The sequence below is a fragment of the Desulfosoma caldarium genome (assembly GCF_003751385.1).
In the GTDB taxonomy this organism is placed as follows: Bacteria; Desulfobacterota; Syntrophobacteria; order Syntrophobacterales; family DSM-9756; genus Desulfosoma; species Desulfosoma caldarium.
In genome coordinates this window covers 1-13814 of the sequence record NZ_RJVA01000015.1, presented here as the reverse complement: position 1 = coordinate 13814, position 13814 = coordinate 1, and the positions used below count along the sequence as shown (strand labels likewise).

At 56.3% G+C, this 13814-nt stretch carries 11 protein-coding genes, 1 tRNA gene and 3 pseudogenes; 3 read left to right on the top strand and 12 right to left on the bottom strand.

Annotated elements, in window-relative coordinates:
- Positions 1-4: 4 nt before the first annotated feature.
- The 6 genes and pseudogenes from EDC27_RS13620 to EDC27_RS13595 form a co-directional block, all read right to left on the bottom strand.
- Positions 5-340: a transposase gene (locus tag EDC27_RS13620; RefSeq protein ID WP_170161824.1), complete on the bottom strand. Its 336-nt coding sequence runs from the start codon at positions 338-340 to the stop codon at positions 5-7.
- 209 nt (positions 341-549) lie between these two features.
- Complete coding sequence (locus tag EDC27_RS13615; protein WP_123291189.1) at positions 550-3288, bottom strand: cation-translocating P-type ATPase; 2739 nt, start codon at positions 3286-3288, stop codon at positions 550-552.
- 78 nt (positions 3289-3366) lie between these two features.
- Positions 3367-3579: pseudogene (locus EDC27_RS16095) on the bottom strand (ATP-binding protein); the annotation flags it as partial.
- Positions 3580-3599: 20 nt separating this feature from the next.
- The gene (locus EDC27_RS13605) at positions 3600-4625 is read right to left on the bottom strand and encodes an IS481 family transposase (protein WP_123291187.1); all 1026 of its coding nucleotides are present in this window, start codon (positions 4623-4625) and stop codon (positions 3600-3602) included.
- A 34-nt stretch (positions 4626-4659) separates the two neighbouring features.
- Entirely contained in the window at positions 4660-4968 is a 309-nt protein-coding gene (locus tag EDC27_RS13600; protein WP_148045773.1) for a sensor histidine kinase family protein, read from the bottom strand.
- Positions 4969-5179: 211 nt separating this feature from the next.
- Complete coding sequence (locus tag EDC27_RS13595) at positions 5180-5614, bottom strand: GAF domain-containing protein (protein WP_123291185.1); 435 nt, start codon at positions 5612-5614, stop codon at positions 5180-5182.
- 18 nt (positions 5615-5632) lie between these two features.
- On the opposite strand from EDC27_RS13595, the pseudogene EDC27_RS13590 reads away from it, so the two are divergent.
- A pseudogene (locus EDC27_RS13590) lies at positions 5633-6946 on the top strand (IS1380 family transposase); the annotation flags it as partial.
- Positions 6947-7098: 152 nt separating this feature from the next.
- On the opposite strand, the gene EDC27_RS13585 reads toward EDC27_RS13590, so the two are convergent.
- Positions 7099-7659, bottom strand: a complete 561-nt coding sequence (locus tag EDC27_RS13585) for a hypothetical protein (RefSeq protein ID WP_148045772.1) — start codon at positions 7657-7659, stop codon at positions 7099-7101.
- 920 nt (positions 7660-8579) lie between these two features.
- Here EDC27_RS13585 and EDC27_RS16945 point away from each other — a divergent pair.
- Positions 8580-8990, top strand: a pseudogene (locus EDC27_RS16945) (efflux RND transporter permease subunit); the annotation flags it as partial.
- 58 nt (positions 8991-9048) lie between these two features.
- Here EDC27_RS16945 and EDC27_RS13570 read toward each other — a convergent pair.
- The 5 genes from EDC27_RS13570 to EDC27_RS13545 all read right to left on the bottom strand — a co-directional run bounded on the left by EDC27_RS13570 (position 9049) and on the right by EDC27_RS13545 (position 13117).
- Positions 9049-10758: a hybrid sensor histidine kinase/response regulator gene (locus EDC27_RS13570; RefSeq protein WP_123291183.1), complete on the bottom strand. Its 1710-nt coding sequence runs from the start codon at positions 10756-10758 to the stop codon at positions 9049-9051.
- The gene (locus EDC27_RS13565; RefSeq protein ID WP_123291182.1) at positions 10755-11090 is read right to left on the bottom strand and encodes a circadian clock KaiB family protein; all 336 of its coding nucleotides are present in this window, start codon (positions 11088-11090) and stop codon (positions 10755-10757) included. The genes EDC27_RS13570 and EDC27_RS13565 overlap by 4 nt, the downstream gene beginning before the upstream one ends.
- Positions 11047-11883 (bottom strand): ATPase domain-containing protein, encoded by an 837-nt coding sequence (locus tag EDC27_RS13560; RefSeq protein WP_170161823.1) that lies wholly within the window; start codon positions 11881-11883, stop codon positions 11047-11049. Before EDC27_RS13560 ends, EDC27_RS13565 begins: the two co-directional genes overlap by 44 nt.
- Positions 11884-12436: 553 nt before the next feature.
- Positions 12437-12637, bottom strand: a complete 201-nt coding sequence (locus EDC27_RS13550) for an ATPase domain-containing protein (protein WP_281273161.1) — start codon at positions 12635-12637, stop codon at positions 12437-12439.
- A 403-nt stretch (positions 12638-13040) separates the two neighbouring features.
- Positions 13041-13117 (bottom strand) — tRNA-Trp (locus tag EDC27_RS13545).
- 207 nt (positions 13118-13324) lie between these two features.
- On the opposite strand from EDC27_RS13545, the gene EDC27_RS13540 reads away from it, so the two are divergent.
- The gene (locus EDC27_RS13540) at positions 13325-13588 is read left to right on the top strand and encodes a hypothetical protein (RefSeq protein WP_123291178.1); all 264 of its coding nucleotides are present in this window, start codon (positions 13325-13327) and stop codon (positions 13586-13588) included.
- Positions 13589-13814 lie beyond the last annotated feature (226 nt).

Genomic DNA, 13814 nt, shown 5'->3' with positions numbered 1-13814 from the left:
CTTTTCAATCGTAAAACGGGCTCTCTTCCTCGCTGAGAATAGCCTCGGCTTTTTTTAAAACCTCGATCTGCAGCACCATTTCCCCGATCCTTTCACGGTGCTGCTTCAGCTCCTTCTGCTCGACCGCTTCCACGGATTTCGGATGGACCTTGAGGGCCTGCGTCCCGAAGGCAATGAAGGTATCGATCCATTGCCGGATCTCGCTCTGTTTGACATCGTGCTCACGTGCCACATCCACGATGGTTATGTGGCCTTTGAGAATTTCTAGCACGATCTCCCTTTGACGACTGGCCGTCCATCTTTGCTGTCGAACTGGCTTAACCACTCTTTCCTCCAGCACACACCCCCTTTTGCTGACCAAATCGACGGCTTATGGCTGGTCCAGTCCAGTGCGGGGTCACTATAGCCGCGCCCACAGGAAGCTTGGACGGGGGCAGGCTGAGTGTGCTGGATGCGGCGGTTGGTGCGGATTCTCAGGGGGCCGGCAACGGCCATACCGACGCCGAATGAATGGGGAATTGGGAAAACCCTCCTAATCAAACAGCTCGGCTAAGACGCAAACTTCCTCCTATGCCTGATTACCCATTTGAACGCCTCCATGACCGCCAGGACACTCAACGCCAGCAACAGGACCGAGAGCCACTGGGTAAACACGATCGGTTCAGTCCCCAGGATGGTCTGCATGAAGGGTGCGAACATGCTCAGAATATGGATGCCCTGGGCAGCCGCTACCCCGAAGATGAGGATGACATTCCGACGCAGGGGGGTCCGGAAGGCGGATTCCGTTTCGGAGCGGCAGTTGAACACATGCACGTTCTGCAACAAGACCATTAGGAGCAGAACCATGTTTCGGGCCGGGGCTTCGTCCATGCCTTGGGCGTTTATCATCCAGTACCAAAATCCAAAGGCCATGGCGCCGATAGTCAGGCCTGAAACAAGGGTCTGTCCGATCATCTGGGAATCGAAGATCCTCTCATCGGGTCGCCGGGGCTTTCGCTTCATGGCGCCCGGCTCTCCCCCCTCAAAGGCGAGGGCCACATCCTGGATTCCGTTGGTGACCAGGTTGAGCCACAGCAGTTGCACAGCCAGCAGTGGAATGGGGAGGCCGGCAAGGATCGCCCCGAGAAACATCAACACTTCCGCCGCACCGGTGGAAATGAGGAGATATATGACCTTACGCACATTGTCATAGGCAAACCGTCCCTCTTCAACGCCTGCGACAATGGAGGCAAAGTTGTCGTCGGTAACGATCATCGAAGCCACCTCTTTAGCCACATCCGTTCCCGAACCCATGGCCACGCCAATATTGGCCCTTCTGAGCGCGGGGGCGTCGTTGACCCCATCGCCGGTTACCGCCACGAACTCCCCGCGACGAATTAACACATCCACGATCTCAAGCTTTTGAGCGGGTGACACCCTGGCAAACACATGGGTCGATGAGACCAACTTTTGAAATGCAGGGCTGTCCGGGGTGCCAGCTTCCGTCAACTGACTTCCGGTCACCGGCACCTCATCCACGTCGGAGAGGCCCAGTTCCCTGGCAATGGCCCCGGCCGTAGAGGGGTGGTCACCGGTAATCATGATGACCTGAATGCCCGCATCTTTGCATTTAATGACCGACTCGGCCGCCTCGGGCCGCAGTGGGTCGATAAACCCCACAAGACCATGAAAAACGAGTCCGGAAAGGACCGTGTCGGCATCGCCCTTGTCGGCTGAGGCTGCGGAGGCTTCCCCTCCGGCCACCGCCAGCACGCGCATCCCTTCTTCCGCCATCGCCTCGGCCTCTTGCTCGATGACCTCACGGTCGAGCGCTGTAGGGTCACCGTCTTGATCCATCCGCGTGCAGAAATCCAGGATCGTTTCCACCGCACCCTTGGCTGCCACACGCCTTGCGCCATCCTTTTCGTAGAAGGCCGCTGAGAACTTCCGCTCCGATTCATACGGGATTACACCCTTGAGGTCGACCCCCTGTTTCACTTCCGCAGGATCCATTCCCAGCTTATATCCCAAAGCAAGAAAGGCCACGTCCATGGCGTCGCCATAATACTTCCAGCCCCCATCTTCTTTGACGAGTGAGGCTTCATTGGCCAGGATCGCCAGTCGGGCCAGCCTCTCCAGCCGATCCCGCGCGCTCCCGGGGGCTCCGGCTTCCTCAGCGGCCGTAACCTTTCCTTCGCCGATATAGCCCTCCCCTGAAACGGCAAATGCCCTACCATCCGCAAGGACAATCCGGCGGGCGGTCTGCTGGTTGACGGTCAGGGTGCCGGTTTTGTCGCTGGCGATCATGGTACAGCTTCCAAGGCTCTCCACGGCGGTTAGTTTGCGGACGATCACGTTGCGGCCGGACATCCGTTTGGTGGCAATCGATAGGGCCACGGTCAGAGCCACCGGCAGTCCCTCGGGGATGGCTGAAACCGCCAGGGCGACCACGAAGAAGAAAATGGCCGCGGCATCATAGCCCTGGAACCGAAGGAGGAACACCAGCCCTACGCTGATGAACAACACCAGGATGCTGACATGTTTTGCGAATCTTTCCATCCGCAACACCAGAGGGGGCTTCCCGCCTTCCGACTGGCTGACGGTCTCGGCAATGATGCCTACCTGCGTTTCCATCCCGGTCCCGACAACAATTCCAGCGCCTCTTCCATTGGTAATGGTCGATCCGGCAAAGACCATATTCCTCCGATCACTGACGCGGGTCTCTTCAGGGAGACGCCCTATTTGCTTTTCAACCGCCATGGATTCGCCGGTCAAAAAGCTTTCGTCCGCTGCAAGACCATGGATCTCAACGAGACGCAGATCAGCCGGGACCTTATTTCCCGACTCCAGCAGCACGATGTCGCCGGGGACCACCTCTTCCGAAGGGATCTCGTTTTCCCTGCCGCTTCGCCGCACCCTCGCCTTGAATTTGAGCAGACGCTGCAGACTGGCCGCGCTCCTTTCGGCCTGATACTCCTGGTATGCGCCTAAACCGCTGTTCAAGGCGATGACCACCAGGATGAATATGGCATCGGTGGCCTCACCGATGGCCACGGATGCAACAGCAGCAGCCAGGAGAATAAAAATCAACGGATTGAGTACCTGGTGCAGCAGAATCGTCCAGATGCCCGGGGGCTCTTTCAGGGGGAGGGTATTCGGACCGTAAAACCGCAGCCGATCGGCTGCCTCCTCGTCATCCAGCCCTTCCGGCCGACTCTGAAGCTTTTTGTAAACCGCTTCCGCTTCAAGAGAATGCCATCTCAGATCGGAGAGTCTGTGCCTGTGCAAATATTTTGTATCTTCCTTCATGTTAAAGCCTCTGGTTGCCGTGATGCCATTTTCCAGAAACACCGCTGTGGTACTAGGGCGTGACACAGGCAGGTAATTTTAGGCGTCTTCTGGAATAGGCAGTTCCGGCGGGTCCGGTTTCGGGTCTGTGGAGGTGGAGAGATAGAACCTGACGCCCTTTTGTGTGTTCGGGTCCATCCAGATCCGGCCCCCGTGCCGCTTCAGCATCTCCTGGACAATCGCCAGCCCCATGCGCATCGCGGTTATCCCCTTTGAATTCATTCTTCTCTCGAAAGGCTCAGAAAACCTTTCACTGTTTTCCTCATGTAACCCTAACCCGTTGTCCGCAAAGGAGAATACATAAAAGTCCTCCTTCCTTTGGTGTCAGGTCCCGAAAAGTCATGGACCGATTTCACAAAAAGTTGAGGTCTTTTTTGTTGCCAATTTTTGAGTGCCTGAATCGGGGTTATATGGCCGAGATTTTTCTGGGGGATGTGGTGATTATAGAGCCGGCGATAGTGAGTCAAGGCTTCTTTTAGTTGAGCTGCCGTATGGAACCTCGTTTGCGATAAGACCTCATGGATTCGGCCGTTGAATCGTTCGACCATTCCGTTGGTTTGAGGGTGGTTGGGTTTAATGAGGCGGTGTTGGATATTGTATTGGGCACAGAGCTGGTCAAAGAGATGATTGCCGGTGGGCCTGCGTGAGCCGGTGGCGCAGAAGCGGTCGGTGAACTCTTTGCCGTTATCGGTGAGCACTTTGACAATTTTAAAAGGTGCTTTTTTCACCAAGTTCTTGAGGAAGGAACTGGCCGAGGCAGCGGATTTGTCGGCCTTGATTTCAAAGAAGACCCAGCGGGTGGCCCGATCAATAGCGACGAAGAGGTATTTGCGGGCGGTTTCATCGGGCATTTGCGGCAAATACTTCACGTCAACATGGACAAAACCGGGCTCGTAATCTTTGAATGATTTGGTAACGGCCTTGTTAGGACCTTGTTCCTGTGGGATAAGCTCCTTGAGGTTGGCCACCCCGTGTCGGCGAAGGCAGCGATGGAGTCCTGAACGCGAGACCTTCGGGTTGATGAATTCACGGGTAACGGCCAGGAGGTCATCAAGTGGGAGCAACAGGGTGGTTCGCAGCTCGACCACCACACGTTCTTGGATGGCCGAAAGCGTGGTATGCAAAGTCTTGGGCATCGTGGGGCGGTCTTCACAACTGTCGCGGTGTTTCCATTTGCGCACGGTGGCTCTGGTGATCCCATACTGGGTGGCTAAAGCTCGCTCCGATAGGGTGGACTGCTGGATCTCCTTGCGGATGGCCGGGGTGGTTCGAGCTCTTTTGTGTATTCTTACAAGCATGATGACCTCCATGTTGCGTTTGAAAACATGACGCTCAGCCTCTCACGGGCACGAAACAGCGGATAGCTTCTTCGTGGAATACTATAACATGGGACCCGACACTTTGGTATCCGATGCACAGCTCGGAAAGACCGTCTCGGCCGTATTTCAGAGCATTGTTAGGGAGATTGCGAAAGACGCGCGTCATGCCCACGCTGTCCGCAACAACCGAAGGCAGTCCTTCTGCGTCCACCACCCGGATCCGACGCCCACCCAGTTGCTCGGAGAACTCCCCCACAATCCTTTCCACCACGTGGCCGACAGGGATCTCTTCCACATGAAGGGGCGCCTCTTTGGCAGCCATGTAGGCATTGTCCTCTCCACCAAGGCCAACATCTGGCGGGCGGTCCTCAAAATCAGATCGCAGCACTCCATTCCCTTGGCGTCGAGGCCTGGGCCGTATTTTTCCTTCAGCCGGTTTGCGAGGGCATAGAGACTGGCAGCAGGAGTCTTGAGGTCGTGGGAGTTCAAATAGGTAAAAAAGGTGATCATCTTCTCCTGTTCCTCAAGGGCTGCTACCTTGTCTTCCATGTCTTTATAAAGCCTTGCGTTTTCATGGCCACAGCGATCTGGTTCCCGATAGTGGTCAGAAGATCGATCTTTCCATGATCCAGCACAATATCCTTTTTGGCGGACAGGTTCATGACCCCCAGGACCCTGTCCTTGGTTATCAAGGGAACGCACATAACAACTTCCAATCCTCGCTCCCCGAGAAGATGGACCCGCTCCCTGGCCTCCAATTCGGATACATGCCGGGCGATAAACGATTTCGTTCTCGCCGCTTTACCGGAAAATCCCGCTCGGATGCTTACCTTTGCGAGACCTTGGGGGTCTATTCCGTGGTGGGCGACCAGATTAAGGCTGGTCTCATCCGCGTCGAACAAATAGACGCGGCCGGAATCCAGTTGATCTATATAAATATAGGGTAATGTGCACCCGCCAAAAATCATACTCAACGGGTGCCCAAAATGCGCACATCCATCATTGAAAGATCGGAGGACGAATTCGACACCTCCTATTCCGGGCCGGCCCTGGTCGGCTTGGGAGGCAACCGCTTCACCAAACTGAACGGAAAGCTAAAAAGAGCCATACCGGAAAAATAAATCAGCAACATCGACATGGTCCGCAGCCCTATCGGGCTGCTCGCCTTGGGCAAGAGCGATGACGAGGCCATCACCTACATGCAGGAGGATCGTTTCTTTCACGAGTCCATGGGCTTGAAACGCCTACCCTGGGCCGAGACCCTACACCGGCGACTTGATGAGATAACGGAAGCGGCGCAGCCGATAGTCTTATTAACCTAAACCGAATTCATCCAGCGGGTCAAGGGCAGAATAACTCCGCCGACCGGCGGCTATGTCCCTTTGGATATGGATGTGTTCTGCTTGGACAACTCCGGTACCAAAAAAGAGAGAATAGGTTACACCGACCGAGGATTTTATGGTTACGCTCCCATTTTCGCCGACCGTGGTGAGGAAGGTTGGTGTCTCAAACTGGAGTTCCGGGAGGGGAGCCAGCACAGCCAGAACAATTTTATCCCCTTTCTGCAAGAATCACCGGCGCGGGCCAGAGTGTTGACCAAGAGCCCCCTTCTGCTCAGGCTTGATTCCGCCCACGATACCCTTGAAACCAGAGAGGGGCTCAACCGCCGCAAGGTTGACTCTATCCTGAAGTGGAAGTCCCGCCAGCAGGACGGCGAGGCTTTGTTCGCGCAGGGCCTGCGAGAGGGCAAGCTCACCACCCCCAGGGAAGGCCAGCGGGGGGTGGTCTTCAGCGACAACCAGCTTGAGGAACGCCAAGGACAATAAATCAGTCGCCGCCTGGTGCTCTGAGTGACGGAACGGACCATCGACTGCTACGGTCAGCGGCGGCTTTTACAGGAGTTCAAAGTGGAAGGCTGGTGGACCTCTTTTGACCTACCGGAACAGGAGATCATCAAGCTCGACCAGAATCACGGTGCCGGCGAGTCGTTCCACAGCGAATTCAAGACGAACATGGATCGAGATCGTCGACCGTCAGGCAAGTTCGCCACCACTGCCTTGATCATGGTGCCTGCCGGCCTGACCTAGAACATTTCGCGCTTTAACGGCCAGCTTGGCCTGGTGGGGAATTGGTCACCGATCCGTGAGGCCGTCAAACGACGACGTATCAAGGCGGTGATACAGGAACTGGTCTACCGCGCCTCCCGGCTGATAGAAAGCGGGCGCCGGCTGAAGCTGAGATTCAGCCGACATTGCCGTGCCTATGACGCCTTCTGGAAGGTTTATCGGTTCATGGCCGCCGAAGAGCCTGGGATCAACCTCACCTATCTTGAAATGGTGGCAACGACCCGGCTGGATAAGTCCGCGCACGGTTCGCCGAAATGGGCTAATTTTTCAAAGATCGCAGGAAAGAACACAGGGTGTTGACCCTGTCTTGTGTTATGCAGGAGTGCCTATGGCGATTTTTTCAAAGAAACACCCCTGTGGGAATGAGGGAATGTAGTGGCTCTCACGGATTCAGGTTTCATGCTGCGAGCTTTATCTCTGATCGCCTCGTCATGGGAGAGGATGGTCTTGAACGCCCGGTCGATAACTTTCTCAATAGCCCCGAGGATGAGCTTGACGCCCGGCACCGAGGGGCAGAAGCTCTGGATGGTCTCCCGGCTGCTGCGGTCGATTGCGCCGATTTTGGCCACCAGGGCGCAGAGGTGGGAGCCGAAGCCGCTCCGGCATTTCTTAGGGACAGTGCCCTTGCGGGTTTTCCCGCAGGCGGTGCCCTTTGCTTGTAGAGGATGAAGTGGACGACCGTCAGCAGTGATGGGGCCCTGGTCAGCCACGAAGCTCCTCCCGGAAATCCCTGGTGAACGGATAGAGAACACCGCCTTGACCGGTTCGGCCCGCTGGTTTTTACGGTCATATGTGTCACGGCCTTTGGTTTCAGCCCCCCGAATCCAGTTGGCAGCCCGGTAGAGGCTGCGGCCCCAGATGTTGTAAACTGGTGCTGTCGTATCCATAACAGCATCCAAACAAATGCCGGCTCACGACGCCAGCGAAAAGTTTAACCTCTGTGATCGGTCACGGGAGTGACGTCTGCTTTTAAAAGGATGGTGTGGGAACATAAACAGGGCGTTGTCGAGGGGTTTAAGAAAATGTATGGAATCAAGATGCGTGTCTATTTCGAAGTATACCAGTCTGCCAGGGAAGCCATCACAAGAGAGAAGAGGGTTAAGAATTTGAGGCGACAGTGGAGATCGAATTGATCGAGAAACAAAATCCAGATAGGCGTGATCTTTATGCAATGCTCTAGCAGCAAGGGCCGGTAGATCTAGAATCCTACACACCATGGGTAAGAAAGGTTATGGCTAGAAACTGTGGATCCTCGCTTTTGCGGGGATGACAATGGGGGAGACGCATGTGAATATTCACCCAGGGGGTGTATGGTCCGCGGATGGATGGAGCTCTCCCCGCGGAGCATTGTGGCGCGCAAGGGGGAGTCCATAGCTTACAACAGAGACTGGATCCCCGCTTTGGCGGGGATGACAGCAAGACCTGGCAGCTCGTTCATGGGCGAGGGTGTGTGCCCGATCTAGGGTTAAGGGAGGCTGTCCTGCCTACTCTTCCATATCGACGAGAGGTCCCGCATGTATGGCGGCAATTCACGACAGCGCCGCTCATGCGCAAGCGGGAGCCCATAGAGAACCTTCGGGAATGTGCCTAGCCGCTCCTGGCATGTACGCTCCCATCCCAGGGGAGCAAGCGGGAAGACCCAATGGGTCTTCGAGAGGGGCCAGACTCGTGGATCCGCATAAGCGGAAGCCGATGCAGTACTGTGATCTATGGGGTCGCATGACGCAGAGCAGCCGACGACGGCCGTGACACAACGGCCGGGCCCATTGGAAACCCCACGAACTGAAAAGGGCAGGAACCGAGCGAGATGACAACGACGGAACATACCCAAAGAACAACCAACGGATCCTCCTGGATTGCGCGGCTGATCCGGTTTTGCCTGGAAATGAAGATCGTGGTTTTCTTGATTGTTCTGGCGGCGGTGGCCCGGGGCATCGTGGTGGCAACCTTTCATTAGAATTTGCGATGGCTCCCCCGGGATCCGGTACCGGTGGACGCCATTCCGGACATTGGGGAAAACCAGCAAATCGTCTTTACGGGGTGGAGGGGGAGATCGCCCCAGGACGTGGAAGATCAGATCACCTACCCTTTGACCGTCGCCCTGCTGGGTATTCCCGGCGTCAAGAGCATCCGCAGCTATTCCATGTTCGGGTTTTCCAGCATTTACGTCATCTTCAAAGAGAATGAGGACTTTTACTGGGCGCGCTCCCGGGTTCTGTAAAAGCTCAACAGCCTAACCGTCGGCACGCGGACAGCAGCAAAGGCGTCCGCGAACCTCAGCGCGTACCGGAAGGTCCGGAAAAAGGCTCCGTGAAGCCCTTGCCCAAAACCTCTCGAATCTTCACTCCAATGGCCTCTCGCGTGAAAGGTTTTTGGATGAAGGCCGTTCCGGGGTCCAAAATGCCGTAGTGGACAATGGCGTTGTCCGTATATCCGGACATATAGAGCGCTTTGAGGTGGGGGCGCGTGCGTTGAAGCCGATCCATCAACTGCTTGCCACTCATGTTTGGCATGACCACATCGGTGACGATGAGGTCGGGATTCAAGCCGACCTCCTCCACCAGGAGCAAAGCTTCCCCGGCGTTCGCCGCAGTGGTTACCTTGTAGCCGAGTTCGGAAAGAAGGCTGGCCATCATTGTGCGAAGGCTCTCGTCATCTTCCACCACCAGAATGTGTTCCCCGTTATCGGAGGCGTACACCTGGCCGGCCCTTGCCGTCACAGGCCCTGCTTCGGCTTCGGTGGCCGGTAGATAAATCTTGAAAGTTGTGCCCCGGTGCGGTTCCGAGTAAACAAAAATGCTGCCGTCCGACTGCTTCACGATGCCATAGACCGTCGACAACCCCAACCCAGTTCCTCGCCCCCTTTCCTTGGTGGTGAAAAAGGGTTCAAAAATGCGGTCCAAAACCTCCTTGCTCATGCCGCAGCCCGTGTCCGTGACGCTCAGCCGCACGTAGTGCCCGGGTGTGACCTCGGGATGGGTGGACGCGTAGATATCGTCTAAGACGACGTTGGCGGTTTCCATGAGCAGTGTGCCGCCTTGAGGCATGGCATCGCGGGCATTGACCGCCAGGTTCATGATGACCTGCTCAATCTGTCCCGGATCCACCACCACGCGCGCAAGGTCTTTCGCCAAAGAGATTTCCAGGGCAATGTCCTCGCCGATGAGCCGGCGAAGCATCTTGTCCAGACTGCGCAGCACATCGTTGAGGTTCAAGACGACGGGTTGCAGGGTCTGTTTGCGGCTGAAAGCCAGAAGCTGGCGGGTGAGGGCCGCGGCGCGGTTCGCTGCGCCTAGGATTTCCTTGACCCATTGCCGCATGGGATCTTGAGGGTGCAGCTTGCTGAGGACCATGTCGCCGTAGCCTAAAATGATGATCAGCAAGTTGTTGAAATCGTGGGCGACACCGCCCGTCAATCGCCCGACCGACTCCAGTTTTTGCGCCTGCTGGAGTTGTTCCTGAAGTCTGATTCGTTCCTCGTGGGCGGTCTTGTGATCCGTTATGTCGTGCAGGACGTGCACGGCTCCAACAAGGCCCTTATTCTCATCCAGAATCGGGTCCAGCGTCACATGGTACCATCGGCCCGAGAGGCACATTTCCCGACTTTCCCGCTGCAGCGTGTGACGCAGGCGACGCATGGGGCAATCTGGAGAGATTTCTGAATGACCGTGGAGGATTTCCCAGCATGGGCGGCCGATCACGGCTGTGGCATCTTGTGTGACGATGTGTTCCGCTGCCTTGTTGCAACGCACAATGCGCTGATCGGCATCCATGATCCAGACGGCGTCGTTGAGGGCGTCAAAGGTCGCCTGCCATTCCCTGGCCAGGCGTTCATTTTCTTCCACAAGATGACGGAATCGCACCACTAAAGGTGCATCTACACCGATGACCAGGTCCACTTCGCCGCGCCGCAGGGCTTCCAGGGCCGCTTCCGCCCTGGCAAGTCTCTCCCTCAGAACATCCGCCAGAGGCCCGTCCCCGCTCATGGCGCGCCTCCATCTTTGAGCAGTCCCAGAGCGGCCACCACTTTGTCCTCATCGGTCAAAGACCCGAGAATGCTTCGCACAGGCGGCGGCCATTCCACCATCAAAGTTGGCACGACTATTACGTGATACTCGATGGCCGCCTGATAATCTTGAAGAACGTCCACCACGATCACCTGACAGTTGTGGCGTAGGACCGTGTCGCACAACCGAGCCAGCATCGCCTTGGCCTTGACCGAATTGGGCTCGTCGCCGGCGACGAAAAGGCGCAATCGATACCTGGGCTTATGGTTATGAGTCTGAATGTCTTGAACATCTTGAGCGTGCCGCGTCACAACCTATTCCTGACTTTCTCCGGCTCCATGGAGCGAAGTTGCCGGTGTGGACGACATGTTGAGCAAGGCGCAATCGCTCCAGTTCCAGTTCCTTCAACTGAATACCAAAGGCGAGGCGTTGTGCTTTCAGACGGTCTTTGAGTTCCTGGCGCTGTCGCAGTGTGCCGGTGAGCCCATCGCCTTGGCCCACATAGGGGTCAAGAAGACGAATTCTGGCGCCGGTGATGACGAATGGGTGCTTCACACTGGAATCCTTGGAGCCTCTGGATTTGAACACCTGAAGGACACGCTTGGTTTCGCCGGAGCATGGCTGGTAGTGAAGAACGAGGACGGTATCGACCATGGAGGAGATTTCGTTGCCGGAAATTTCCACATAGCCGATGGCCCCCGAAAGCTGGTTGATCAAAAACACCGTGATGCCCCGCTCCTCACACCCATTGAGCAAACGCATGAGGTATTCATAGGAAGCCTGCTTTCCGCCCATGCGCTCGCAAGCCGAAATGGCATCCACCACGACGTGGGCGGGCGAAAACGCCTGAATGCGCTCCATGGCTGGAACGTCATGCTCTTCCGCCCCCATGGCCTCGGGATAGTGCACAAGAAAAGACAAACGACAAGAATCGCTTTGCATTTTCAGTTCCAGACCAGCACTGCGGGCATACTCCAGCATCACCGCCTCGGATTCTTCAAACCCGATGTAGAGAACCCGTTCGCTTCGGCCGCAGGCTTCAGCCACAAAGGTGCTTGCCAAAGGGTCTTCCCGGTCCCGGGCAACCCGGCAAAAAGAATGCACGCTCCGCGCCGATACCCGCCGCCCAGCACGTCGTCCAGGCGCGACATATCGGTGGTTGCGCTGTCCCATGGGCTTGTGTCGAAGTCCCACAGTGGAAATGGGCGCAAGCCGCCGGTCGCGATGGTGTAGGGATACTCGTTGCGGCCGAAATTGGATCCTCGGTATTTGATGACGCGAAGTCGCCTCGTGGTGATCTGCGCGTCCACTCGGGCATCCATGCACAAGAGGCAATCAGCCAGGGAATCAAAGATCGCCTCCCAGACCGAAGACCCTCTGCGGGGTTTTCGAATGGTGAACACGGCCGAAAGCCCCGCCGTTTGAAACCAGCGCCGAGGGCATGCTATTCGTTGCGCATGGTCTGCGGGGTATCGAAGAGGCGCAGAGCCAGTTCAAGGGCGTCCATGACGATGCGTCGAGCGTTCATTGTTGACTGCATCCCCCAAGCGATGGTCAACAGCCCCTTTAGGCTGAAGTCTCCGCTGATGACAGTTTCCGGCTCGATGCGCTCGTCTAGCAGCGCGAGCCGGTTTTGCTGATTGAGGCTTTTCCGTGCTCAGCGCGAAACGGCGCCGTTTTCTCGAAGCTGTTGAGTGAATTCCTCAAAGCCGAAAAAGATCCCCGGTTCCCCGTGCGAAGCGCCGCGGTACAAAAATTCCAGGCCCAAAAGGGTCTTTCCCGATCCCGCGCCACCCCGGACCACGGTGGTGCGCCCTCGCGGGAGCCCTCCTTCCAGAATATCGTCCAGCCCGTCGATATAGGTCGGTGCCTTGTTCAGACGAATTCGATGCCCTTGTTTTTCCGTGTTCTAGTGGCTTTCCAGAACGTTTTCTCCACTCGCCCATGCGCCATTGGAGCCATCGGGGTTCCGAGTCCAGTGGAATGTCCCGACCCCGGCCAAGTTGATTCGCATGAAGCTTTTTTAAATCAAGCCCGTAGACGAGAACCGCCGGATGCGACAAATTAGGTAGGCTTAACTTACCAACACCAAAAAGGCAGTGACCCACGCGACATCCTGGACCATGTTATTGGCTCGAAAACACGACAGATACGGAGGAAGTTGCGCTTGAGGTTTAGCTGGGGATGGATGAAGAATCGGAAAGGCAGTCTGTGATGCATCGGAGGGTCCACCCGTCTGACGGCACCCCCCTTGATGTCGTTGGCAGGCCAGGAGGGATTCGAACCCCCAACCCCCGGATTTGGAGTCCGGTGCTCTAGCCGTTCGAGCTACTGGCCTACACGCGGGCACCTTATAGCGGTTCCCGTGAGGCTTGTAAAGGAAAATGTCGCCCTTTACGCGGCGATTCCGGTTCGAAAATCCACCCCGCATGAAAGAGCATCACGGTACGGTTGCCTTCGGCACGGTTTGTGCTTAAGATTACTTTGTGATAAAAAAGTGTTTTCGTCGTAAAGACAAGCTGTGAAGGAAGCCCAGGAGGGTGCTATGAAGATCAAGTATTGCAAGAAATACGAAAAGTATGTGAGTCAGCAGCATTGTGAATTTTTCAATGAGGGGGCGTCTTGTGAGTTCTACAGCCCGGTGACCTGGAGCAGCATCAAGGAACTGCTTCAGGACGTGAACCGGCCCAAGTGGGAAGTGAGCGAGGTCATCAAGCCTTTCAAGTGCCACCTGTTGGATCGGGAATACCTGAACCAGATGAACCGAAGGCGGCGTGAAAAGAGAAAAAGGCCGGCCGTGCGCGCCTAGCCGTTTCGATGGATCTTGCCGAAACACGACAGTTTTCCCACCCCAATCCATCCTTGATCCCTGCATGAGGCTCATGATACGAGCATCCTGCGGCGCGTCGGGGCCTTGATGTGGACCGCTAAGGACCCAGCTGTTGGGTCCCATGTTATAGTATTCCACGAAGAAGCTATCCGCTGTTTCGTGCCCGCGAGAGGCTGCGCGTCATGGTTTCAAACGCAACATGGAG